This is a genomic window from Streptomyces sp. SCA2-17 (assembly GCF_044336695.1).
Genome location: NZ_CP117521.1, coordinates 684589 through 706358, shown reverse-complemented (window position 1 = coordinate 706358; position 21770 = coordinate 684589). Strand labels below are relative to the sequence as shown.

At 71.4% G+C, this 21770-nt stretch carries 23 protein-coding genes; 11 read left to right on the top strand and 12 right to left on the bottom strand.

Going from position 1 to position 21770, the window contains the following annotated elements; translation table 11 throughout:
- Positions 1-4 precede the first annotated feature (4 nt).
- Both PS271_RS03080 and PS271_RS03075 read left to right on the top strand, forming a co-directional pair.
- The gene (locus PS271_RS03080) at positions 5-1264 is read left to right on the top strand and encodes a hypothetical protein (protein ID WP_398379865.1); all 1260 of its coding nucleotides are present in this window, start codon (positions 5-7) and stop codon (positions 1262-1264) included.
- A gap of 404 nt (positions 1265-1668) precedes the next feature.
- Positions 1669-2076 (top strand): hypothetical protein, encoded by a 408-nt coding sequence (locus PS271_RS03075; protein ID WP_398379863.1) that lies wholly within the window; start codon positions 1669-1671, stop codon positions 2074-2076.
- A gap of 55 nt (positions 2077-2131) precedes the next feature.
- Here the strand turns inward: PS271_RS03075 and PS271_RS03070 are convergent, their stop codons facing one another.
- Positions 2132-2329: a hypothetical protein gene (locus PS271_RS03070; protein ID WP_398379861.1), complete on the bottom strand. Its 198-nt coding sequence runs from the start codon at positions 2327-2329 to the stop codon at positions 2132-2134.
- Between the two features lie 95 nt (positions 2330-2424).
- Positions 2425-2826 (bottom strand): hypothetical protein, encoded by a 402-nt coding sequence (locus PS271_RS03065; RefSeq protein WP_398379859.1) that lies wholly within the window; start codon positions 2824-2826, stop codon positions 2425-2427.
- A 353-nt stretch (positions 2827-3179) separates the two neighbouring features.
- Here PS271_RS03065 and PS271_RS03060 point away from each other — a divergent pair, with 353 nt between their 5' ends.
- Positions 3180-3326 (top strand): hypothetical protein, encoded by a 147-nt coding sequence (locus PS271_RS03060; RefSeq protein WP_398379857.1) that lies wholly within the window; start codon positions 3180-3182, stop codon positions 3324-3326.
- A 30-nt stretch (positions 3327-3356) separates the two neighbouring features.
- Here PS271_RS03060 and lepB read toward each other — a convergent pair whose 3' ends face one another.
- The gene (gene lepB / locus PS271_RS03055) at positions 3357-3818 is read right to left on the bottom strand and encodes a signal peptidase I (RefSeq protein ID WP_398386652.1); all 462 of its coding nucleotides are present in this window, start codon (positions 3816-3818) and stop codon (positions 3357-3359) included.
- A 387-nt stretch (positions 3819-4205) separates the two neighbouring features.
- On the opposite strand from lepB, the gene PS271_RS03050 reads away from it, so the two are divergent.
- The gene (locus tag PS271_RS03050) at positions 4206-5321 is read left to right on the top strand and encodes an FAD-dependent oxidoreductase (protein ID WP_398379855.1); all 1116 of its coding nucleotides are present in this window, start codon (positions 4206-4208) and stop codon (positions 5319-5321) included.
- Between the two features lie 210 nt (positions 5322-5531).
- Here the strand turns inward: PS271_RS03050 and PS271_RS03045 are convergent, their stop codons facing one another.
- Positions 5532-6317, bottom strand: coding sequence for an AraC family transcriptional regulator (locus PS271_RS03045; protein WP_398379853.1), 786 nt, complete (start codon positions 6315-6317; stop codon positions 5532-5534).
- Positions 6318-6557: 240 nt separating this feature from the next.
- Here PS271_RS03045 and PS271_RS03040 point away from each other — a divergent pair, with 240 nt between their 5' ends.
- Positions 6558-7358, top strand: coding sequence for an alpha/beta fold hydrolase (locus tag PS271_RS03040; protein WP_398379851.1), 801 nt, complete (start codon positions 6558-6560; stop codon positions 7356-7358).
- A gap of 532 nt (positions 7359-7890) precedes the next feature.
- Positions 7891-8181 carry a hypothetical protein gene (locus tag PS271_RS03035; protein ID WP_398379849.1) on the top strand — a complete coding sequence of 97 codons (291 nt, stop codon included), beginning with the start codon at positions 7891-7893 and terminating at the stop codon, positions 8179-8181.
- A gap of 101 nt (positions 8182-8282) precedes the next feature.
- Here PS271_RS03035 and PS271_RS03030 read toward each other — a convergent pair whose 3' ends face one another.
- The 3 genes from PS271_RS03030 to PS271_RS03020 all read right to left on the bottom strand — a co-directional run bounded on the left by PS271_RS03030 (position 8283) and on the right by PS271_RS03020 (position 12183).
- Positions 8283-8957 (bottom strand): hypothetical protein, encoded by a 675-nt coding sequence (locus PS271_RS03030; protein WP_398379847.1) that lies wholly within the window; start codon positions 8955-8957, stop codon positions 8283-8285.
- Between the two features lie 301 nt (positions 8958-9258).
- The gene (gene exaC, locus PS271_RS03025; RefSeq protein ID WP_398379845.1) at positions 9259-10782 is read right to left on the bottom strand and encodes an acetaldehyde dehydrogenase ExaC; all 1524 of its coding nucleotides are present in this window, start codon (positions 10780-10782) and stop codon (positions 9259-9261) included.
- 111 nt (positions 10783-10893) lie between these two features.
- Positions 10894-12183, bottom strand: coding sequence for a GAF domain-containing protein (locus PS271_RS03020; RefSeq protein ID WP_398386650.1), 1290 nt, complete (start codon positions 12181-12183; stop codon positions 10894-10896).
- A 150-nt stretch (positions 12184-12333) separates the two neighbouring features.
- Here PS271_RS03020 and PS271_RS03015 point away from each other — a divergent pair, with 150 nt between their 5' ends.
- Positions 12334-12612: a holin gene (locus tag PS271_RS03015; protein WP_398379843.1), complete on the top strand. Its 279-nt coding sequence runs from the start codon at positions 12334-12336 to the stop codon at positions 12610-12612.
- Positions 12613-12938: 326 nt separating this feature from the next.
- Complete coding sequence (locus tag PS271_RS03010; RefSeq protein WP_398379841.1) at positions 12939-13676, top strand: hypothetical protein; 738 nt, start codon at positions 12939-12941, stop codon at positions 13674-13676.
- Positions 13677-13854: 178 nt separating this feature from the next.
- On the opposite strand, the gene PS271_RS03005 is transcribed toward PS271_RS03010, so the two are convergent.
- Positions 13855-14031 carry a zf-HC2 domain-containing protein gene (locus PS271_RS03005; protein ID WP_398379839.1) on the bottom strand — a complete coding sequence of 59 codons (177 nt, stop codon included), beginning with the start codon at positions 14029-14031 and terminating at the stop codon, positions 13855-13857.
- Between the two features lie 73 nt (positions 14032-14104).
- On the opposite strand from PS271_RS03005, the gene PS271_RS03000 reads away from it, so the two are divergent.
- A complete protein-coding gene (locus PS271_RS03000; RefSeq protein ID WP_398379837.1) occupies positions 14105-14680 on the top strand; it encodes a sigma-70 family RNA polymerase sigma factor in 576 nt (191 codons plus the stop codon).
- Between the two features lie 182 nt (positions 14681-14862).
- On the opposite strand, the gene PS271_RS02995 is transcribed toward PS271_RS03000, so the two are convergent.
- From PS271_RS02995 to PS271_RS02985, 3 genes are all read right to left on the bottom strand, one after another.
- Positions 14863-15354: a copper chaperone PCu(A)C gene (locus PS271_RS02995; protein WP_398379835.1), complete on the bottom strand. Its 492-nt coding sequence runs from the start codon at positions 15352-15354 to the stop codon at positions 14863-14865.
- On the bottom strand, positions 15351-17783 hold the full coding sequence (locus PS271_RS02990) for a heavy metal translocating P-type ATPase (protein WP_398386648.1): 2433 nt from the start codon (positions 17781-17783) through the stop codon (positions 15351-15353). Before PS271_RS02990 ends, PS271_RS02995 begins: the two co-directional genes overlap by 4 nt.
- An 80-nt stretch (positions 17784-17863) precedes the next feature.
- A complete protein-coding gene (locus PS271_RS02985) occupies positions 17864-18088 on the bottom strand; it encodes a hypothetical protein (protein WP_398379833.1) in 225 nt (74 codons plus the stop codon).
- A 282-nt stretch (positions 18089-18370) separates the two neighbouring features.
- Between PS271_RS02985 and PS271_RS02980 the strand changes: the two genes are divergently transcribed.
- On the top strand, positions 18371-19666 hold the full coding sequence (locus PS271_RS02980) for a cytochrome P450 (protein ID WP_398386646.1): 1296 nt from the start codon (positions 18371-18373) through the stop codon (positions 19664-19666).
- A gap of 8 nt (positions 19667-19674) precedes the next feature.
- Positions 19675-20640: an L-tyrosine/L-tryptophan isonitrile synthase family protein gene (locus tag PS271_RS02975; protein ID WP_398379831.1), complete on the top strand. Its 966-nt coding sequence runs from the start codon at positions 19675-19677 to the stop codon at positions 20638-20640.
- Positions 20641-21050: 410 nt separating this feature from the next.
- Here PS271_RS02975 and PS271_RS31345 read toward each other — a convergent pair whose 3' ends face one another.
- A complete protein-coding gene (locus PS271_RS31345; protein ID WP_495656770.1) occupies positions 21051-21485 on the bottom strand; it encodes an Rv1352/Rv1906c domain-containing protein in 435 nt (144 codons plus the stop codon).
- Between the last annotated feature and the right edge of the window lie 285 nt (positions 21486-21770).

Genomic DNA, 21770 nt, shown 5'->3' with positions numbered 1-21770 from the left:
CTCCGTGTTCGCTGAAGACAACCGCGCCTTCCTCGCCGGGCAGTACGACGCACGCCGCTCGCCGGAGCACGCGCTCGCGGCGCGGGCCGCCGACCAGCTCCTGCACGACGTGGGCATGAAGGTCCCCGTGCTGCCCTGCCACTTCCGCATCGCCCCGGCGGAGCACGCGGCCCTGGAGCGGGCCACCCGCCTGCTGGCGGACGCCCAGGACAAGGTGCTGGCCCACCTCTGCGCCACCCTGACCGCCGACGAGCTCGTGGCCATGTTCGAGGTCCGGCCGGAGATGGCGGCCCACGTCGACTGGCCGGCCCTGCCCTCGTCCGGGCTGCGCATGCTGCGCGCCGACATCATCCCCACCGACACCGGCTACTGGTTCTGCGAGCTCAACCACTTCTCCGGCGTCGGCGGAGGCGAGGCCTACCACGCGGCGCACCTGCACGCCGAGGTCCTCGGCCGGCCGGTCACCGGCATCTCGCCGTTCCGGCAGCTCGCCCTCCAGTACGTCACGGAGTGCCGGCGCGCCGGCCTCACCCGCATCGTCGTCCTCGACACGCCGGGACACCGGGCCCAGGGCTACGGGCAGCACCTGATGCTCCAGCGGTACCTCCGCCTCCTGGCTCCTGACATCGAGCTCGCGTACCACGACGAGCTGACGTATCCCGCGGAGTGGCTGGAGCCCGGCGAGGCCGGCCGCACCCTGGTCCACCGGCTCGTCACGTTCGACGACACCACGGACCACGGCGCGTTCCTCGCCCGGCTGCGGGCCTGCGGGGCCGTGCTCTCCTGCATGTTCGAGGCGGAGCTGAAGATGCACCGCCGCTGGTTCGCCCTCCTCTGCGACCCTGCCCACCACCACCTGCTCACCGCGGAGGAGCGGGCGGCCGTCGAGCAGTACGTGCCGCACACCGCCGTCGTCGGGCCCGGCGACGTCGACGCGATGGTCGCGGACAAGGACCGGCTGGTGTTCAAGCGCAGCTACCTCTACGGCGGCAGGGGCGTCCTGGCCGGCGACCAGCACACCGCGGAGGAACTGCGCGACCTGCTCACGCGTGACGGCGATGCCACCTGGTACGCGCAGCGGCGCGTCTACGCGTCGACGGTCGAGATTGCGGGGGCGGAGGGCATGCCGGAGCCGTATCACCTGGTCCTGGGCATGTACCTCTACGGGGAGCGGGCGAGCGGCGTGGTCGTGCGGGGGGCCGCCGACTCGCCGGTGGTGAACGGTTCGCGGAGCGCGGGAATGTCGTGGGCGTTCGTGGTGTAGCCGAGGCGTGCCGTTATGGGTGCGGTGAGCGGGGCCTCTTGGACTGGCCGCCCTGCTCTCCTTGCTGCATTGATCCGCGCCTCACTTCCAGTGCACCCGCCCGGGATCCTTCGGCGCCATGATCTTCGCATCAGGGCGCTCGGAGGGCTGAATCCGGGACAGCCGCGGGAGGTTGAGGGGACGGCGGGGTCCCCCACACGAACGGGCAACGGGCGGCCGCTGACCACACCTTCGCAGGAGCGCGACCCAACCCGGCAGCGATACAAGCCCAGTTGGTGACGTTTCTTCCCGCGCGCCCCCCGAAACCGCACCAACTCCACCCAAGGCGGCAATCATCCACGATGGCACCGAAAGGGCGGGGAACCCCCCGTACCTACGTCAACAGTCATCACTCGGAGGAGAACGTGACGTTCCTGAGGAACGCCGCCGCTGCCGCAGCGATCGCCGTCACGGCGTTCGCCGGCCTCGCCGCACCGGCGAGCGCGGACCCGGTGCCCAACACCGCCGATGCCCAGGCGACCAGCACGGACGGGCAGAGCAAGACCAGCACCGCGGGGGTGACGTCGAGCGCGGCGAACACCCAGGTCCAGCGCGCGTCGAGCTCCACCGAGCGTGAACTGGCCGCGAACTGCTGGAACGGCCGCACCGACGGTGGCCGCAACTTCTTCATGACGTGCAACGGCACCTCGTACCACGTGTACGTGGACTGCACGGACGGCCGCCACCTGTTCCCGGAGACCTTCTCGGGCCAGTGGGACTTCCGCCTGACCTGCCCCGTCGGCACGCGAGCCGTCTGGGGCGGCAGCTGGTAACACCCCGCATCCTCTGGGCGCTCCGCCAGGGGGCGCCCAGAGGATGGCCGGCGGCTCATGGCCGGCGGTATGCCTCCGGATCGACACCCGGCGCGGGGTCCCGTGTGATCGTCACATAGGCGGGGTGGGCGGGATCTCCCGCTTCGATGGTCGCGAAGAGGTCCAGATCGTGCCTGCAGAAGCGGTGCAGGTACTGGAAGAAGATTTCCAACTCCTGCTTGGACAGGGGTTCGCCATGTCTCTCGTGTCGCACGCGGACACGATACGACTATCCTTGACGGGTCACGCGGGGCATGTCTCCAGGACACGATGAAGCCCCTCTCCCGGTGACAGGAGAGGGGCGCGAAATCACTTCTTCCGGCGCTTGCGGGGCGCGGGAACGATCGGCGTCTCGGTCTCGCGGGCGGCAGCGAAGAAGGGCGCCATTACCTCCTCGTACTGCTTAAGGGATTCGGGCCCCAGGTCGATCTCGAGCCACTTGGGCACCTGAATCTCCTTGATCTCCGTAACCGGGGAACCATCCTCGTCCACCTCCCCCGTCAGGTCCTCCATCTCCTCGGTCACCGTCACGGCGAACTTGACCGTGGTCAGCTCATCGGTCACCTCGGGGGCGAGGTCGTCGAAGTCGATCCGCTGAACGAAGATCGTCGTCGTGATCGTCTGACCACCGACCTCGATCGTCTTCACGCCTTCTTCCACGCCGGGCTGACCCTTGTGGGATTCGTCTACCTCAATGAATTTGGTGCCCATGAATGGCGCCCTTTCTTTTGCTGGTGCTTGCGTAAAGTCTAGTGGAGTAAGGGCACTTGACGCCAATTCAGGTTAAGGGTGAGAACTGGCCGGCTCGAACGGAAGTTACTGGTCACCGAGGGACTGATAAAAGTCGCCTGACGGGCAAAAGGCAGATTTTCAGGCGCCTTTATCGCACTACTGGAAGAGGCTCGGGAGTCACACCGGCGCCGGCAGGTCCATTCGAGCAAGTTCGGCCGGGTCGACCACAGCGGTGATCTCGGTGATGCGGCCGTCGGAGACGAGGAAGGCGAGGAGGGAGACCGGGGTGCCGTCTCCGTTCCCGGCGATGACACCGGGGAAGCCGTTGACGGTTGCCGCACGTCCCGAAGCAACTGCTCGAACTGACCGTCACGGGCCGCAGCCAGGAACGCCCGGACCACCTCGCGTCGCTGCCGTCCGGGGCTTGCCGGCTGCTGGGCGGCCTGCACCTTCCTGCGGGCACGGCTGGTGAGCACTGATGCGGCCGGCCACCCGGCCATCCGTCCGGGTCAGATCCGTGTCGTGCCCTCGGCCTCGCGGCGGGAAAGCCGGCACCGGCGGCGCACCAGCACCAGGGGGACGGCGCCGATGAAGGCCACCGCGGTGGGTGCGGCGGCGGCCACCTTGTCGATGCCCTTCTGATCGAAGGCGGCGGGAACGGAAAGCGTGTCCCAGCGGTCGACGGGCCAGGCGACGACGATGGCGCGGCCCACCACGTCGTCCACGGGGACGAAGCCCTTGTCGGCCTCGTCCTGGTGGAAGCGGGAATCCTGCGAGTCCTGCCGATGGTCGCCCATCACCCACAACCGGTCCTGGGGCACCGTGACCTTGAACTGAGCATCCGGGTTTGTGCTGCACGGAACATTGCCCGGGAAGACGTAGGGCTCGTCCAGCGGCTTGCCGTTGACCGTCAGCGGGCCGGCGCCCTTGCACTCGACGGTGTCGCCGGCCACGCCCACGACCCGCTTGATGGGGTTCGCCCACTCCGCTCTTCAACCACCGCCGGCTTCCACCCCCGGCGCGGATACCGAAACCCACAGTTGAGCGGAACGTTCCGGCGATGTCACCCTATGCGAAGAGGTACGACAACCAGCGGTGAGCGCCCGGCCCGTGACCGGGCAAACGCGCGGTCGCTTGTGTGCTGAGCCTCCTCCCGACTGATTCGGGCTTGGACCGGCGGTGGGCGGCGGCGGAACTGTGCCGATGCCCGGTGGCATGCCGGGGCCGTGGACCCGCTGTCGGCTGTTTGTCGGGGTGGTCGGGTCCGATGTCGGCTTCTTGTCGGCGGGGGGCCGGAGCCTTGCTGAAGATCGTGCCGGATGCCCGTCCGGCAGGGTTACGACAAGCAAGGAATCACCATGACCACTCACGTCACGATCATCGGTGCCGGACTCGGCGGGCTGACACTCGCCCGTGTCCTTCACGTTCACGGCATCCCGGCCACGGTCTACGAGGCAGAGGCCTCACCAGCGGAACGTTCGCAGGGCGGCATGCTCGACATCCACGACTACAACGGCCAACTGGCCTTGCAGGCGGCCGGCCTGATGAACGAGTTCGGCGGCATCATCCTGGAGGGCCGCCAGACAATGCGGATCCTCGACCGGGACGGGAACGTCCGGCTTGACCAAGGCGACGACGGTACGGGCGGACGCCCCGAGGTGATGCGCGGGGAGCTGCGACGGATCCTGCTCGACTCACTGCCGGCCGGCACCGTCCAGTGGGGGCGCAAGGCCGGCAGGACCCGCACCCTCGGCGAGGGACGTCACGAGGTGATGTTCGCCGACGGCAGCACCGTCGTCACCAGCCTGCTGGTCGGCGCGGACGGCGCCTGGTCACGGGTCCGGCCGCTGCTTTCCACCGCCACACCCGAATACATCGGCAAGTCGGTCGTGGAGACCTACCTGTTCGACGCCGGCACCCGGCACCCCGCCTCCGCAAAAGCGGTCGGTGGCGGGTCGATGATCGCGCTTACCCCGGGCAGGGAGATCTTCGCTCACCGGGAAAGGGACGACACCCTGCACGCCTACGTGGGGCTGTCCGAGCCGCAGGACTGGTTCGCCGCCCTCGTCTTCACCGACCCCGCTGCGGCCACAGCGCGGATCGCGCAGGAGTTCGACGGCTGGGCGCCGGAACTCACCGCGCTGATCACCGACGCCGACACCACGCCGGTCCTGCGTCCCCTCTACGCTCTGCCGGCCGGGCACCGGTGGGGCCGGGTGCCGGGTGTGACCCTGCTCGGTGATGCCGCCCATCTTTCGGCTCCGAACGGCGAAGGCGCCAACCTGGCCATGCTCGACGGCGCTGAACTGGGCATGGCCCTCGCCGCGCACCCCGACGACATCGAGGCCGCGCTGGCCGAGTACGAGCAAGCGCTGTTCCCTCGCAGTGCCGCTGCCGGCGAAGCCGAAGTCCCTGACAACCCCACACTCGAGGACCTGACCGACCTCTTCACCCGGGACGAGCAGACCCCATGAACCGCCGACCGGCGTCCCCCGGTGGCTGCCGGACAGGATGCTGTTCAGTCGACCGGAAGACGCCGGCGGGTCGGCGGCCCGGGCCGGTTCGCTGTCGGGGATGCGCACTCCGGCCACGAGTGTCGGCAGGGTGGAAAATGGCGCGGCTAAATGGCGCGGCCTTATCCCGTAGTAGCTGATGTGCCTGTGCCGGAACGAGTCGTGGCGAAGTCAGGCCCCGTGAGTGTCGGGCGCGCCGTAGGCGGCGCGCCAGCCGGCGGGTGCCGTGGCTGCCTGGCGCCGGAAGAAGGTGGTGAAATTGCCGGCGTCCCGGAAGCCGAGGCGCCGGGCGCAGCCGGCGACCGGCAGGTCGGTGTGGGCGAGCAGTCTCCTGGCTTCCAGCAGGATGCGCTGGTCGAGGAAGGCCTTGGCGCCCGTGCCGGTGGCGGCGCGCGTCGCCCGGGTGAGAGTGCGCACGTCGTAGCCGAGTGCCCGCGCGTAGTCGGCCACGTGGTGCCAGCGGGTGAAGTGTTCTTCGACGGCGGCTCGGTAGGAGCGGAACACGTCCTTGGACCGGTTGTCGGCCGGGCTCCCGCCGGTGCGGGAGGGCGCGTCAGGAAGTATGCGCAGGACCAGCGCAGCCAGCAGGTGGGAGAGCAGCGCGGGAGATGCCAGGAGCGGGGTGCGCGCTGCCGCGTCGTGTTCGCGGCCGAGGTGTTCGGCCGCGAACAGGGCCAGGCTCAGACGCTGCCGGTCCAGGTCTCTGCACACCGGGGCGGTGGCCTCCGCGGTGGTGAGGCCGGGGAGGAAGCCCGGCCGGAAGAGGACCAGCGGGCCGTCGCAGGCGTCGATGTCGCTCCAGCGGTGCACCATGCCGGGCCGGATCCACACGGCGCTGCCTTCCGCCAGCCGGTAGGTGTGGAAGTCCGCTTCATGCGTGCCGGTGCCGGAGGCGATCAGGGCGAGGACGTGGAAGTCGGGGCGCTGGGGGAGTACGCGACGGCGGTGGGTGTCCATGGAGCGCGGCGAGGTCGAGGACCTCCATGCCGTGGGGTGAGCCGACGGCAGGCGAATAGCGCAGCTGTCGCACGGCTTGGTGTCCGTTTTCCACAAGTACTGTGCTCCTTTCCACCAGGGAGCGGACCGCGCTTCCCCTACCGTCGGATGTGCACCTGACAAGCAGGGTCAGGTTACGCGTTCAAGGCCGCGGCTACGGGGCGCGGATCGTCCTTGAGCGGTCGAGCGAAAGGTGCAGCGATGAAGGAAACAACAAGGCCGGTGCCGGTGGCGGGCGGGGCTCTGGACGTACGGGTCGGGGGCCGTACCGGACCGGCGCTGGTGTTCGTCCACTACTGGGGCGGCTCCGCCGGCACGTGGAACGATGTGATCCGTCATCTGCCGCCCGGGCAGGCGACGGTGCGCTATGACCAACGCGGCTGGGGCACCTCGCGGGCTCTGCCCGGCCCCTATCACCTCGACCAGCTCGCCGACGACCTCGCTCACGTGGTCAGCACGTGCACGCCGGGGCCGTACGTCCTCGTCGGCCACTCGATGGGCGGCAAAGTGAGCCAGCTCGTCGCGGCCCGCAGGCCGGCCGGCTTGGCCGGCATGGCGCTTGTCGCACCCGCACCGCCCGAGCCGCCCGTCACGGTCACTGAGGACTACCGGCAGGCCCTTTCCCACGCCTACGACTCGCCCGGGGCGGTGCGGCACGCCCTCGACCATGTCCTCACTGCCTCACCGCTGCCCGAGACGGTGCGGGCCACCGCGGTGCGCGACAGCCTCGCCGCCGGACGCGAGGCCCGGCAGGAGTGGCCGCTACGCGGGATCGCGCAGGACATCGCCCGCGCCGTGCACAGCGTCACCGTTCCGGTGATGGTGCTGGCCGCGGAGAACGACGTGGTGGAACCGCCGCGCGTGCTGCGTGAGTGTCTCCTGCCGCACATCCCGCAGGCGACCCTGGTCACTGTCCCCGCCGCCGGCCACCTCCTCCCCGCGGAAGCTCCCCACGCCGTCGCGACCGCTCTCGGAGACTTCCTCCGGACCCTCCAACGCTGATCGCACAGCGCTGCGCGAACTGAGCGAACAAGCGCGCCGCCAGCGACCCCCGGCGACGCTGACACGATCCCGCCTGTGGGCGCGCTGATGGCAACTCCCACTTCCGACAGCGGACTTCACTGCTCTAGAAGAACCCCAGCTTCTTGGGGCAGTAGCTGACCAATAGGTTCTTCGTGGGGTGCTGGAGGCGCAATGCTGACACCCCGAGCGACCTGCAGTTGACCCACCGACTGGGCCCATTGGGGCCCGGGTGGCCCGTGCATGGTCCGGATCATGATGGTCCGATCCGGTGTTACCCGCCTGCACCGACGTGCGGACACGTCGGGCGTTGCTGGTACTCGCCGGGAACCCCGTTGCCGACGGCGGCCCAGAAACCCCGTGACTCGGCGAAGTGGCCACCGAGAGTGTGCCAGGCCAAGTTGGGGCCTGTCGTTATTGTCGACCGTGTCGGAGCTTGTGCCCAGTAACCGCGAGTGTCAGTCCCAATCGGACGCCCCTCTACGATTTCCAGCCCCGCGGCTCAGCGGCAGGGGTGAACTCTGAGTGGTTTCACCAGACCGCCGCCTACAACAAGACCTGGAAGCGGGCCCGAGAGACCGCCCTCTCGGAGCAGGAGCAAGCACCACTCGTCGCCAAGCGCCCCTACGACCTGCGTCACGCAGGCATCTCCTTCTGGCTCCATTCTGGAGTGGACCCGGCCGAGTGCGCCCGCCGGGCCGGCCACAGCATCGCGGTCCTGCTGCGTGTCTACGCCAAGGTCCTCGCCCAGGGCCAGGAGCGTGCGAACCGCCGGATAGAGGCGGCCATGAAGGAAGGCAAGTAGCCGAGAATGCCCTGATCTCTGCGGTTACGGCAGCGACCAGGTGCGGCGTCTACGCTGTGCGCGGTAAGCGGATCAGTAACAAGGTGGGCTTCACTCCCAAGCTAATCCGTTTCCCTCCGGTAGCAGCCTGGAGATTCTTGAGAGGAGTGGAACTTGGGCAGGTCATCGCGGAAAAAGAAGATCTGTCTTTGTTCTGCGCCGCGGATTTCGTCGGCAGCCTTCCTTGAAACAATCAGGCAGAATTTCTTAGTCAGAGGGCTATGGTTTCCTGACCGACTCAATTGAAGCTCGCCATCGTACTGGCCAGGCTGGAACGTCCAGTTGTCGGCCCAGAATGTCAGCGTGGGTTGCTGGGGTTTGTCCTGGCTGACGATGAATGGTGCAGGATCGCTGGTCCAGTGATAGTTGACCTGGTCTGAAGCGAAATCGTACACGTATGTTCCGGTTTCATGCCAGTAGAAAGTCGGCTTCTTTGAAGAGGGGGTTGATCCTACGGGAGTCAACTGTAGATGTGCATCGCGAATCACCTCGACATCCTGAGTCTTGAACCTGGTGGACACTGTTGGCTGGATTTGGAAAGCGATTCCGTTGTCTACTGGTCCGGTGCGCAGCAGGTGGGGGAGCGCCGCGTTGATTCTTGGCTCCTGCCGGAGTTCGGTGAAGTTGTAGACCGAGAAAGCAAGTGCAACGAGAGCGGCTAGTGTGGCAGCCCACTTGTGTACACTTTCGAATCTCGTTCTTCGCGACTCCGTCGTCCTCTCGTTTGTGTCGTTCACTCTCGTACTCTCTGCTGAGAGCAGAGCCGCGGTTCTGCTGGGTTGCTCCATTTGGTCAGCAGAATTACCACTTGGGTTGCACAGGCCGCACAGGGAGGAGGCGTGGGAGCTACAAACCGGCCCGTAGGTGCTGGGCCCCTGGCCGGGCTTGGTCCGTGACTGGTCCGGGAGTGCTGGTCAGTGACGGGACAAGTTGGTGCATGCATCGCATTGCAGGCTGGTCGGCGGGCAGTGCCCGGCTCCACGTAGAAAGGGCCTCCGACCCGCGCTTTATGCAGGTCGGAGGCCCTTTCGCTTGCCTCTAGAAGAAGCCCAGCTTCTTCGGGGAGTAGCTCACCAGCAAGTTCTTCGTTTGCTGGTAGTGGTCCAGCATCATTTTGTGGGTTTCCCGGCCTATTCCTGACTGTTTGTAGCCGCCGAAGGCGGCGTGGGCCGGGTAGGCGTGGAAGCAGTTGGTCCAGACGCGGCCTGCTTGGATGGCGCGGCCGGCTCGGTAGGCCGTGGTGCCGTTGCGGGTCCAGACGCCGGCGCCCAGGCCGTAGAGGGTGTCGTTGGCGAGGGTGATGGCGTCGTCGAAGTCGGTGAAGGGGGTTACGGCTACGACCGGGCCGAAGATTTCTTCCTGGAAGACGCGCATGTCGTTGCGGCCTTCGAGGATCGTGGGCTGGACGTAGTAGCCGCCGGCCAGTTCGCCGCCCGGGTCGGCGCGGTGGCCGCCGGTGAGGGTGCGGGCGCCTTCCTGGCGGCCTATGTCCAAGTAGGAGAGGATCTTTTCCAGTTGGTCGTTGGAGGCCTGGGCGCCGATCATTGTTTCCGTGTCCAGAGGGTGGCCCGGGACGATCGCCTCGGTGCGGGCTGTCGCCGCTTCCAGGAAGGCCGCGTAGTGGCCGCGTTGGATCAGGGCACGCGACGGGCACGTGCAGACCTCGCCCTGGTTGAGGGCGAACATGGTGAAGCCTTCCAGGGCCTTGTCCAGGAAGTCGTCGTCCGCCGCGGAGACGTCGTCGAAGAAGATGTTCGGGCTCTTGCCCCCGAGTTCGAGCGTGACCGGCTTCAGGTTCTCCGACGCGTACTGCATGATCAGGCGGCCCGTCGTCGTCTCCCCGGTGAACGCGATCTTGGCCACGCGGGGGCTCGCCGCCAGCGGCTTGCCCGCCTCTGCGCCGAAGCCGTTCACGATGTTCACCACGCCCGGCGGGAGGAGGTCCGCCACCAGGTCCATCCAGACATGGATCGAGGCCGGAGTCTGCTCGGCCGGTTTCAGCACCACCGCGTTGCCCGCCGCCAGCGCCGGGGCCAGTTTCCACGCCGCCATCAGGATCGGGAAGTTCCACGGGATGATCTGCGCGACCACGCCCAGCGGCTCGTGGAAGTGGTACGCGACCGTGTCCGCGTCGATCTCCGACAGGCCGCCCTCTTGGGCGCGGATCGCGCCCGCGAAGTAGCGGAAGTGGTCGATCGCGAGCGGGATGTCGGCGGCCAGGGTCTCGCGGACCGGCTTGCCGTTCTCCCAGGACTCGGCGACCGCGAGCGCCTCCTGGTGCTGCTCCATGCGGTCGGCGACGCGGTTCAGGACGGCGGCCCGCTCGGCCACGGGGGTGCGGCCCCACGCCGGGGCCGCCGCGTGCGCCGCGTCCAGGGCGCGTTCGACGTCCTCGGCGGTGCCCCGGGCGATCTCGGTGAACGGCTGCCCGTTCACCGGCGTCGGGTTCTCGAAGTAGCCGCCCTGCTTGGGCGGTACGTACTCGCCGCCGATCCAGTGGTCGTAGCGCGGGCGGTACGAGACCACCGCGTCGGGTGAGCCGGGGTTGGCGTAGCGAGGCATGGGACGGCCTTCCCTTCCGGGATTCCGGGATTCCGGGATTCTGGGAGACAGCGATTCGGAGTCTCCGGTTCGCCGCCGTCCGCTTCCGGCGCGGCGGCGACCGGAAGGACGCTAAGGCCGGGGACGTTGCGCGAACGTTGCCCGGCCGGCAGCGGCAGCGGCAGCGGCAGCCGCCCCCGCCCCGTACGCCTCCCGCAACCTCCGCGCCTCCGCCGCCACCCCTCCCCGCTGCGGCGCACTCACCGGCAGCGCCGCCAGCAGCCGCTCCCACACCTCCAGGTCCTCCTCGCCCCACGCGCTGTCCGCCCACAGTTGCAGCGCCCACGCGTCCCCGCAGCTCAGCACCGCTCGCCGCAGCCGCCCGTCCAGCACCCGCCGCATCCGGCACACCTCCGGCGCCTCGGAGGTGGGCAGCAGCGGCCCGTCGTACGCGCGGAGCGCCCCGCGCACGTCGCCCGCCGCCAGCTCCCGCTCCACCCGCGCGACGTCCGTCCCGACGGGCGCGCACAGCCGGTACGGGCGCGAGCCGAGCAGCGGTCCCACCAGCCGCCGCAGCCGCGACAGCTCGGCGCGCAGCGTCACCGGCGGCACCGGGCGCTCCCCGTACAGCGCCGTCGCGAGCTGATCCCCGGTCAGCCCTTCGGGGTGGGCGGCAAGCAGGACGAGGATCTCGCTGTGCCGCCGGCCCAGGTGTGTCCGGCGGCCGTCCGCCGTCGCCAGGACCGCCTCGTCGCGGCCGAGGGCCGACAGCAGCGGTCCCGGTCCGGCGCCGGCCGCCAGTCTCGCCTCGGCCGCCAGCGCCGTCGCCCGCACCAGCGCCAGGCTGTGCGGGGTGGCCAGCTGGTCGCCGCCGGTGAGGTCCACCGCGCCCAGCAGCCGTCCGGTCCGCGGGTCGTGGACGGGCGCCGCCGCGCACGTCCACGGCTGGACCGCGCGGTTGTAGTGCTCGGTGGCGAAGATCTGCACGGCGTGGTCGAGGGCGAGCGCCGTACCGGGCGCGTTCGTGCCCGCGTGCCGCTCGTCCCAGCGGGCTCCGGCGACGAAGTTCATGGCCTCGGCCCGGCTCCGGGCACCACGGTGCCCCTCCACCCACAGCATCCGGCCGTACGCGTCGCAGACCGCGAGCAGGTGCGCCCCGTCGTCGGCGATCGTGCCGAGCAGCTCCCTGAAGAGCGGCATCACCGAAGCCAGCGGATGCGCCCGGCGGTACTCCTCCAGCTCCGCGCCGTCCAGCTCGACCGGCGCCAGGAAGTCGGCCGCGGGCAGCGCGGCCGCCGACCGCCGCCACGAGCCGGCGACCACCGTGCGGACGCCCGCACCCACCGTGCCCGCGGTCACGAAGTCCTCGTGCGCGCCGCGGACCGTACGGCTCCGCTCGGCCGGGTCGTCGCCGGAGCTCATCGCCGGCCAGGGGTCGGGGTTGGCCACCTGAATCCCTCCTCATCTGCGGTACGTACAGGACGTGCAGCTCCGGGTCTTGCGGTGCGGGCCGCCCCGCCACGACGCTTCCCTTACCCATCGCACACGAACGGAAGAGACGAAGAAACAGTCATGCAGAAAGCACAGAAAGTCCTGCTCGACATCCTCGAGCGCACCGCCGCCGCGTACGTCACCACCTTCCTCGGTCTCCTCCTCGCCGACGGGTTCGACCTCACCGACGTGTCCGCCCTCAAGGCCGCGGCCATCGCCGCCCTCCCCGCCGCCCTCTCGGTGATCAAGGGCGCGATAGGCAGCCGCTTCGGCGACAAGAGCAGCGCGGCCTGGCTCCCGGACGGCCGCCGCAGCCGCAGCCGAAGCGGAAGTGCGAGCGGCCGCACGACCGGAAGCTGATCCTTCACACGGGGTGTGAAGCGCGCACCCGCGATCGCCCCCGCACACACGCTCCCGCGCCCGCCCGCCCCGCGCTTGACTCGGCCGTGCGAGTCCCAATGGAGCGACGGGACCCCGGGCCGCCGGTCCTTCCCCCGAGCCGGCGGCCCACCCGCCTCGTACCGCCGGGCGGACGGTACGGGGCGGGCCCGTGCGCCCGTGCGGGGGGTTCGTACGGGCGTCATCGCGCACCCCGCTGTCGCGCCCCGCGGCGCGGGTGCAACGATGTCCACGTCATGAGAGCAGGGCCGCAGCCGGAACAGGGACCGCGAGCGCTGCGAGCCGCGGTGTTCGCAGCGGTCTGTGTGCTGCTCGCTGCCCTGGGCCACGCGGTCATGTCCGGAACGACGGTCCCGTGGTGGGCCGTCGCCGTCGCCCTGTGCGGCACGGGCAGCGGGGCGTGGTTCCTCGCGGGGCGCGAGCGCGGGCCGCTGCTGATCACGCTCGCCACCGTCGGCGCCCAGACGGGCCTGCACTTCTTCTTCGCACTCGCGCAGAACGTCGTCGTGAACACCGCCCGGGCGGCCCGGCTGGGTCTGGACCCGGGCATGCCCGTGGATCACGGTGCCGCGTCCCCCATGGGTGACATGGCCCCTCATTCCATGGACATGAGCCACTCCATGGGTGGCATGGCGGGCATGGGGCACGGTGCCATGTCCTCCATGGGCGGTATGGACGGTATGGGCGGCATGGAGGGCATGGGCGGCATGGCAGGCATGGCCGGCCACTCCATGTCCATGCACGCCGGCCACGGCGCGCTCGGCATGTGGTCCGCGCACATCCTCGTCGCCGTCGTCTGCGGCATGTGGCTTGCCGGCGGCGAACAGGCCGCCTTCCGGCTCGTCCGCACCGTCCGCGGCCGGCTCCTCGCCCCGCTCCTCATCCTTGTCGGTGCCGTGCCCGCGCCCTCCGGGCCGCCGCGCGTCCGCGCCGACCGGAGCCGCGCCGCGCAGCGCCTGCGGCAGCTGCTGTACGCGCATGTCCTCTCCCGACGTGGTCCGCCGGCCCGCGTCGCCGTCAGCTGACTGACGGCGACCCCCAGCGCCGCATCACGTCACCGGGCCCGTCCCGCTCCTCGGGCTGCCCGGATTCCAGGAAGGACACAGGGCGATGACCCCTGCCCGTACGGGGGACGTGCCACGCCGGCACGCCGTTCCCGCAACCTCCGCAACCTCCGCAACCTCCGCAACCCCCGCAACCCCCTCAACCCACGTCGAACCGCGCCGCGAGCACTCTCAGCCGGCGCGCCCGTTCGCCCCACGCGCAGCACTCTCCGCACCCCCGCAGGTGCGCGTCGAGGGCGGCTCCGGTCACTCCCGGCGGCATCTCCTCGCCGTCGACGCGGGCGGACAGGGCGGTACGAAATTCACTGCAATGCACCTCGCCATCGTCTCCGGTGCCGCTTTTGCCCCGTGCATCACCCCCCGCACCGCCGTCCGTGGGGGAGGCCGCCGTGCGTGACGACGAGAAGGTGACCGCCTGGGCGCTCGCCGCGCGCAGCGGTGACGCCGACGCCATCGAGTGCTTCATCCGGGCCACGCAGAACGACGTGCGGCGCTACGTCGCGCGGCTCAGCAACGACCCGCAGGGCGCGGACGACCTCGTCCAGGAGACGTACCTGCGGGCCCTGCGCTCGCTGCCCCGCTTCGAGGGCCGCGCGTCGGCCCGTACGTGGCTGCTGACGATCGCCCGCCGCACGGTGGTCGACCGGCTCCGCTTCAACGCGGCGCGGCCGCGCGTCTCGGACACCGACGACTGGCAGTCGGCGGCCGAGCGCGCCCAGACGGCGCAGCTGCCCGGCTTCGACGAGGGCGTGGCGCTGTCGCAGCTGCTGGACCGGCTGCCGTACGAGCGGCGCGAGGCGTTCGTGCTCACCCAGATGCTGGGCCTGCCCTACGCGGAGGCCGCCGTCGTCGCGGGCTGTCCCGTCGGCACGGTGCGGTCGCGCGTCGCGCGGGCCCGCGAGTCGCTGATCTGCCAGCTGGAGACGGCGGAGCGGGACGCGGTGCGCGTACCGGTCGCGGCGTAGGCCCTTCCGGCGGAGGGCGCGGCCGCCACCGGTCGCGGTGGTCGCGCATTCCGCCGGACTCTCACCGCTGTGGTCGTGCGCCGTTGCGGCGGGCTTCTTCGCCCGTGCCACGGCGCACGACTGCGAGGCGGCGGTACGGAACAGAGGGGCGGCCGGGCACTTCCCCGGCCGCCCCTCCGTCATCAGCGGCTTCCCGCCCGTACGACCTCCGCCTCCACCCGTACCGTCCCCGCCTCCCGGAACCGCAGGACGACGGGAAGCCGGTCGCCGGGTTTCAGTCGCGGCGGGGACCACACCATGACGTCCAGGCCGTGCGGGGTCATCTCCAGCGTGCGGCCGGCCGGCAGGGGAGCGGACTGCACCATTTCCATGTGGCCCGCGCCCTTCCGCACCACGGTGCGGCTGAGCATCGCGCCGCCGGCCGTGGGAGCTTCGACGCCGATGAGCTCGTCGTCGACGTCGCCGGTGTTCCGTACGCGGAAGAAGGCGGCGGTGTCGTCCCGGCCGAGCGGCACCAGCACCCGTGCCTCCTCGACCTTGACGCCCGGCGGCCGGGGCGCCGCGCCCGAGGCCGTCCAGGCGCAGAGCCCGCCGAGGGCCACGGCCCCGGCGACGACCGGTACGAGCGCGGCGCGCCCGGCGGAGACGAGGGCGGGGGGAACCGAGAGCTTCATGCGTCACCTCGCGAGGGCAGAGCGGCGGCCGTGCGCCGGCCGTGAGAACCGGGGGAGCCGTGAGAACCGGGAGCCGCGGCGCCGCCGCGCCGAGGGCCCCTGCCCGCCGCCGCCCGCGAGGGCACCGGCTGCCAGCCGCGCAGTCGCAGGCTGTTGGCGACCACCAGGACCGAGCTCACGGACATCGCCGCCGCTGCGACCATCGGGCTGAGCAGGCCGACCGCCGCCAGCGGCAGCGTGACCAGGTTGTAGCCGAAGGCCCACGCGAGGTTGGCCCGTACCGTGGCGGACGTCCGCCGGGCCAGCCGGACGGCGTCGGCCAGGGCGCCCATGTCCTCGCGGACCAGCGTCACGTCCGCGGCGCCGATGGCCGCGTCCGTGCCGCCGCCCATCGCGATGCCGAGGTCCGCGCCGGCGAGTGCGGCCGTGTCGTTGACGCCGTCGCCGATGACGGCGACGCGGCGGCCCTGTTCGCGCAGCTCGCGGACGAGCGCGGCCTTGTCCTCGGGCGTGGCCCGCGCGTGGACCTCGGTGATGCCGAGTTCGGCGGCGACGGCCCGCGCCGCGCCCTCGCTGTCGCCCGTCGCGAGGACGGGCCGCAGGCCGAGCCGCTTGAGGTGGTCGACGGCGCGGTACGAGCCGGAGCGGACGGTGTCACCGAGGACGATCACGGCCTCGGGCGTGCCGTCCACGCGGACGACGACCGCGGTACGGCCGTCGCGCCCGGCGGCCTCCACGGCGGCGGCGAGCACCTCGGGGAGGCGGTCACCCGTCGGGACGGACTGCCCCTTTCGCCCCTTCTGTTCGTTCTTCTTGGGCTTTCGGGCGGCGGGAGCTGCCACGGCGGGAGAGGCCTCCGGCCGTACGACCTCGACGAGCCGCTCCCCGACGCGCCCCGCGACCCCCCGGCCGGGCGTGGCGGTGAAGCCGGTGACTTCCGGAACGGCGGGCGAGCCCGGAGCGTCCGCCGTGACCCCGTCCGCCCCCGCGCCCTGCCCGGCCGCGTACGCGCAGACCGCGCGCCCCACCGGGTGCTCCGAGCCGCGTTCGACCGCCGCGGCCAGCCGCAGTGCCGCCTCCGTGCCGAGGCCGTCCGGGCGGGCCGTCACGCCCGTCACCGTCATCGAACCCGTCGTCAGCGTGCCCGTCTTGTCCAGGACGACCGTGTCCACGCGGCGCAGCCCCTCCAGGGCCTGCGGTCCGCTGACCAGGATGCCCAGGCCCGCGCCGCGGCCCGTGGCCGCCAGCAGGGCCGTGGGCGTGGCCAGCCCGAGCGCGCACGGGCAGGCGACCACGAGGACCGCCACCGCGGCCGTCACGGCGGCCTGCGGCGAGGCGCCCGCGCCCAGCCAGAAGCCCAGCACGGTCACGGCGACGGCCAGCACCGCCGGTACGAAGACGCCGGCGACGGCGTCGGCGACGCGCTGCGCCTTCGCCTTGCCCGCCTGCGCCTCCTCCACCAGCTTCGCGATCCGGGCGAGCCGGGTGTCCGCGCCGACCGCCTCGGCCCGCACTTCCAGCAGACCGCCGGAGTTGACGGCTCCGCCGACGACGGACGAGCCCGGACCGGCTTCCACGGGCGCGCTCTCGCCGGTCACCAGGGACAGGTCCAGGGCCGAACTGCCCGCGACGACGACGCCGTCGGTCGCGACGCGCTCGCCCGGCCGGACGACGAAACGGTCGCCGACCCGCAGCTCCTCGATGGGCACCCGGCGCTCCGTGCCGTCCGCGCCGCGCACGAGCACGTCCTTCGCGGCGAGCGAGGCGAGGGCGCGCAGCGCCGAACCCGTACTGTGCCGGGCCCGCGCCTCCAGCAGCCTGCCGATCAGCACGAACAGCGGGACGCCCACGACCGCTTCCAGGTACACGTCCGCCGTGCCGCCCGCCATCGACGGCACCAGCGTGAACGGCATCCGCATGTCGGGCCGCCCCGCGCCGCCGAAGAACAGGGCGTACGCGGACCAGGAGTAGGAAGCGAGCACGCCGAGCGAGACGAGCGTGTCCATGGTCGCGGCCGAGTGCCGCAGACCGCGCAGCGCCCGCTCGTGGAACGGCCACGCGCCCCACACGGCGACCGGCGTCGCGAGCACGAAACACAGCCACTGCCAGTTGCGGAACTGCAAGCCGGGCGCCATGGACAGGACGAGCACGGGGACCGAGAGCAGCGCCGTGATCAGCAGCCGGGTGAGCGCGCCGTCGGCTCCCTCCGCATCCCCGTCCTTCCTGTCCGCCGACCCCGGACCGGGGTCCGGCTCGGGCAGTGCCGCGGTGAAGCCGGCGCCCTCGACGACCGCCATCAGCTCGGCCGCGGTGACGTCGGCGGGGTGGGAGACGCGGGCCCGGCCGGTGGCCAGGTTGACGGTCGCGCTCACGCCGTCCACCCTGCCCAGCTTCTTCTCCACCCGCGCGACGCACGCGGCGCAGGTCATGCCGCCGACGATCAGCTCGGTGGTCGCGGTCGGGGCGCTGCTCCCCGCGCTCGTGCCGGTACTGGTACTGGTGCTCGTGGTCACCGTCCACCCCCCATGCCGTGCATCCCGCCCATGCCGCCGCCGGAGCCATGTCCGGAACCGGAACCGGAACCAGAACCGGAGCCGCCGCCGGTGCGGTGTATGCCGGGAGCGGCAGGCCCGGCGGCCGTGCCGACCGCGTACGAGACTCCGAAGAGGGCTGCCAGGAGCAGGACGAAACCGGCCAGGGTTCCGTACGGACTGAGGGGGCGACGAACGGTCATCCGGGCATCGTGGCACGCTGCGCGGCCCGTTCGGCCGCTCACGACCGGCTCGCGGCGCGTGAGGATTGTCCCTTCCGTCCGCGGGAACCGGAGGCCGTCCGCGGCCGACTACCTGGAGATACGGAACGCGCCCGGACGCGCCCGGACGCGCCCGGACGCGTCCGAACCGGCCGGACACCCGTACGACCTTATGAACTTTCGCCGGACCTGCGGGAACTCACCCCGCCGCCCGTCCGACTTCTCAGGGGTCCACGACTTCGCGAGGAGCCCTTCACCGTGTCCCTGCCCGAGCCGTCCGAGGCCTCTGAGGCGCCCGAGCCTTCCGTGCTGCCCGATCCGGTCCCCCTTTACGGGCCGGAGTACAAGCGGGACCCCTACCCGCTGTACGCGCGCATGCGGGAGGCCGGGCCGATCCACCGGGTCCTCTTCCCCAGCGGGGTCACCGCCTGGCTCGTCACCGGGCACGAGGCCGCCCAGAAGACGCTCGCCGACCCCCGGCTGGGCAAGAACCACGACCGCGGCAACGACCGCTGGCGCGAGCGCGCCTCGATCATGCCCGAGCCGCAGCACTCGCAGCTTCAGGTGCACCTGCTCCACCAGGACCCGCCCAAGCACACCACGATGCGGCGCCTGGTGACGGACGCCTTCGCGCCGCGGCGCGTCGAGGGGATGCGGGCACGCTTCCAGGAGATGGCCGACGCGCTCGTCGACGCGATGCCGGCGGACGCGGACTCCGCCGACCTCGTACGGTACTTCGCCGCCCGCTTCCCCTTCCAGGTCCTCGCCGAGGTCATCGGCCTGCCGCCGCACCTCGCCGCCCGCTTCCGCCGCGAGTGGGGCAAGGTCGTGGCGCCCGTCGGCCCCGCGGACCCCGGGCGGCCCGCCTACGAGGCGCTGCTGCGCGAACTCCAGGGCTACATCGCCGAGGTCGTCGCCGACCGCCGCGGCGCGCCCGGCGACGGGCTGCTCAGCCGGCTGGTGGCCGCCCGCGACGGCGGCGAACTGACCCGGGAGGAGCTGGACTCCATGATCTTCCAGCTGCTGGTGGCCGGCCAGGAGCCCGTCACCAACCAGATCACCACCGCGATGGTGGCCCTGCTCCGCCATCCCGCGACACTGTCCCGGCTGCGGGCCGAGCCGGAGCTCATGCCCGCCGCCGTCGAGGAACTGATGCGCCTCGACGCCGCCTTCGAGCTGACGACCTGGCGGTTCCTCGCCGAGGACGCGGACCTGCACGGCACGCGGGTGCCCGCCGGCGACTCCGTGATCGTCTCCCTGTGCGCCGCCAACCGCGACCCCGAGCGCTTCCCCGACCCCGACACCCTCGACCTGGACCGGGCCCAGGGCCCGCACCTCGCCTTCGGTCACGGCGTCCACTTCTGCCCCGGGGCGGCCCTCGCCCGGGTCGAACTCCAGGTGGCCCTAGGAACGTTGCTGGCCCGGCTGCCGGGCCTGCGGCTCGCCGTGCCCGAGGAGGAGCTGTCCTGGATCCCCGCCGTCCTCGGCCGCGGCACCGCCGAGCTGCCGGTCGCCTTCGACCGGCTCGCCGGACCCGTCTGCCCGCGCGGGCGGGGGTGAGCGCGCGCATGTCCCAGGCCACGCTGACCTTGCCGGCGGCCGCCGCCGCCACCGCCACGGCCTCCTCGGCCGAGGCGCGCATCCTCCGCCTCCTCCTCCCGTACCACCGCACCACCGGCCCGGGATCCGCGGACCCCGCGGACTTCCCGGAGCAGCTGCGCCAGATACGGCAGTTCACGGACGCCGGTGAGCCCGTCCTCTTCACCCTGCCGGGCTTCCCGTGCAAGTCCCCCAACCCCGCCAAGGTCCTCGGGCACCTGCCCGACGAGGGCGAGCGCCTCTCGCTCGCCTTCCTCGACCGGCTCTGCGCCCGCATCGGCGAGGTCTACGCGCCCGGCGCGCGGATACTGATCTGCTCCGACGGCCACATCTTCGGCGACCTCATCCACGTGCCCGACGAGCACATCGACGCCTACGGCGACGAACTGCGCGCCCTGATCGCCGGGGAGGGGCTCGGCCGGCTGGACACGTTCGACCTGCGCGACGTCCACGGGGACCTGGACCACGACACCAAGCGGCGGCTCGTGACGGAGGCCTACGCGCCGCCGGTCGAGGAGCTGCGGGCCCTGGTGCGCGGCGACGAGGAGACGGCACGGCTCTACCGCGGCATCACCCGCTTCCTCGTCGAGGACACCGCCGACTTCGCCGGCACGCGGTCCGCGCTCCAGCGCGAGTGCCGGGCCCGGGCGTACGGCGTCATCGCGCGCAGCCGCGCGTGGGGCGACCTCATCGCGGACTGCCACCCGCGGTCCGTCCGCCTGTCCATCCACCCGCAGCGCCCGGGCGCGGAGAAGTTCGGCATCCGGCTGCTGGAGGCAGCGGACGCGTGGGCCACGCCGTGGCACACGGCGGTCCTGCGGGGGCGCGGGGGAGAGGCGCGCCTGGTGCACCGGGCGGAGGCGGAGAAGCTGGGGCGCCTGGTCCTCCGCGCGGGCCGCCCGAGCCACTTCGAAGAACGTGGCGAACGCGGCTGAGTGCCCGTGCCGCTGAGCGGCCGGCGGGTGCTCAGACGTCGGGCAGCGCCTTCGCCACAGCCCGGATCACGCGCCACAGACCGCCCAGGGCGCCCGCCTCGATCGCGGTGTCCGCGGCGTTCATGGCCAGCTCGGCCCGCTCCCCGCGCCGGCACTTCCGGCACTGACCGCCGTGCCGGAAGCGGCCCGATCGGCCGCAGCTCCTGCACGTTTCCCCGTGGTTCCGCATGACCATGATCATCTCACGGGCGCCGGGGCCGGGGCCGGGGCCGGCGCCATCAGCGGAGGCATCAGCACGCCTCCTGAGCAACCGGAACCCGACCGGCCCGCCCGGCACTATCCCACCGGCCCCGCACCATGGGAAGCCGCCCGGCGCCGCGACGGCGGCCGGGCGGCGGAGAGCCGTTCAGTCACCTGCGCTGCGTGAACGGCTCACAGCCCGAGATCGTGACGGTGCCGTCTCCGTCCGCGAGCGTGACGATGACCTGCTCGCCCTTCTTCGCGGCCTTGAACTGCGGCAGCTTGCCGGACTTCGGCTCCGTCGCCACAGTGCACATCCCCATGGGGTCGTCGTTCGCGCCCTTGCTGACGTACACCCCGGACGGCATGTCCTCACCGACGATGTAACTGCCGTTGCCGACTTCCTTGGCCGGTGCCCGTTTGGCTGCCTTCGGTGCGGCAGCTTCAGAGGACTCGGAGTCCTTCGCGTCAGCTCGGGACCCGGCAGCCGGTTTCTGCCCTCCGGTAGCGCCCTTCGCCGGAGCCCCGGCCTTCGTGGACGTATCTCCCTTACCACCTCCCGTGGCCACCGCGAGGACCACGATCAGCGTGAGTAAGGCCCCCATACCTGTAAGGACCTTGTGCCGTGCGAACCAGCTGCGCTGTGGAGGAGATGCCTGGTCAGGGCCGAACCCATCTGTCATGCCACGCTCCCGATCTGTCGGGTTGTCGTTCTTTCGACGGCTTCAACGCAGGAGGGAACGGGGCGTTACGCGCCCGGCAAGCATCCGGTGCGGATGCAATGAAAGTGAGAGGTGGGCGGGCTCCACCGTCAACAGGTCGATCACGCGGGCGACCTTCGAGCATTACGCTGAGCCGGGCCGAACCCCGTCGTTCACCGAGGGAGTCAC

Excerpts from the sequence above, each read along its gene's own strand:
- exaC (WP_398379845.1), bottom strand. The coding sequence starts at position 10,782 with ATGCCTCGCTACGCCAACCCCGGCTCACCCGACGCGGTGGTCTCGTAC.
- PS271_RS02990 (WP_398386648.1), bottom strand. The coding sequence starts at position 17,783 with ATGACCTGCGCCGCGTGCGTCGCGCGGGTGGAGAAGAAGCTGGGCAGG.
- PS271_RS03065 (WP_398379859.1), bottom strand. The coding sequence starts at position 2,826 with ATGGGCACCAAATTCATTGAGGTAGACGAATCCCACAAGGGTCAGCCC.
- PS271_RS03050 (WP_398379855.1), top strand. The coding sequence starts at position 4,206 with ATGACCACTCACGTCACGATCATCGGTGCCGGACTCGGCGGGCTGACA.
- PS271_RS02995 (WP_398379835.1), bottom strand. The coding sequence starts at position 15,354 with ATGAAGCTCTCGGTTCCCCCCGCCCTCGTCTCCGCCGGGCGCGCCGCG.
- PS271_RS03015 (WP_398379843.1), top strand. The coding sequence starts at position 12,334 with ATGCAGAAAGCACAGAAAGTCCTGCTCGACATCCTCGAGCGCACCGCC.
- PS271_RS02975 (WP_398379831.1), top strand. The coding sequence starts at position 19,675 with ATGTCCCAGGCCACGCTGACCTTGCCGGCGGCCGCCGCCGCCACCGCC.
- PS271_RS03020 (WP_398386650.1), bottom strand. The coding sequence starts at position 12,183 with ATGAGCTCCGGCGACGACCCGGCCGAGCGGAGCCGTACGGTCCGCGGC.
- PS271_RS03045 (WP_398379853.1), bottom strand. The coding sequence starts at position 6,317 with ATGGACACCCACCGCCGTCGCGTACTCCCCCAGCGCCCCGACTTCCAC.
- PS271_RS31345 (WP_495656770.1), bottom strand. The coding sequence starts at position 21,485 with ATGGGGGCCTTACTCACGCTGATCGTGGTCCTCGCGGTGGCCACGGGA.
- PS271_RS03040 (WP_398379851.1), top strand. The coding sequence starts at position 6,558 with ATGAAGGAAACAACAAGGCCGGTGCCGGTGGCGGGCGGGGCTCTGGAC.
- PS271_RS02985 (WP_398379833.1), bottom strand. The coding sequence starts at position 18,088 with ATGACCGTTCGTCGCCCCCTCAGTCCGTACGGAACCCTGGCCGGTTTC.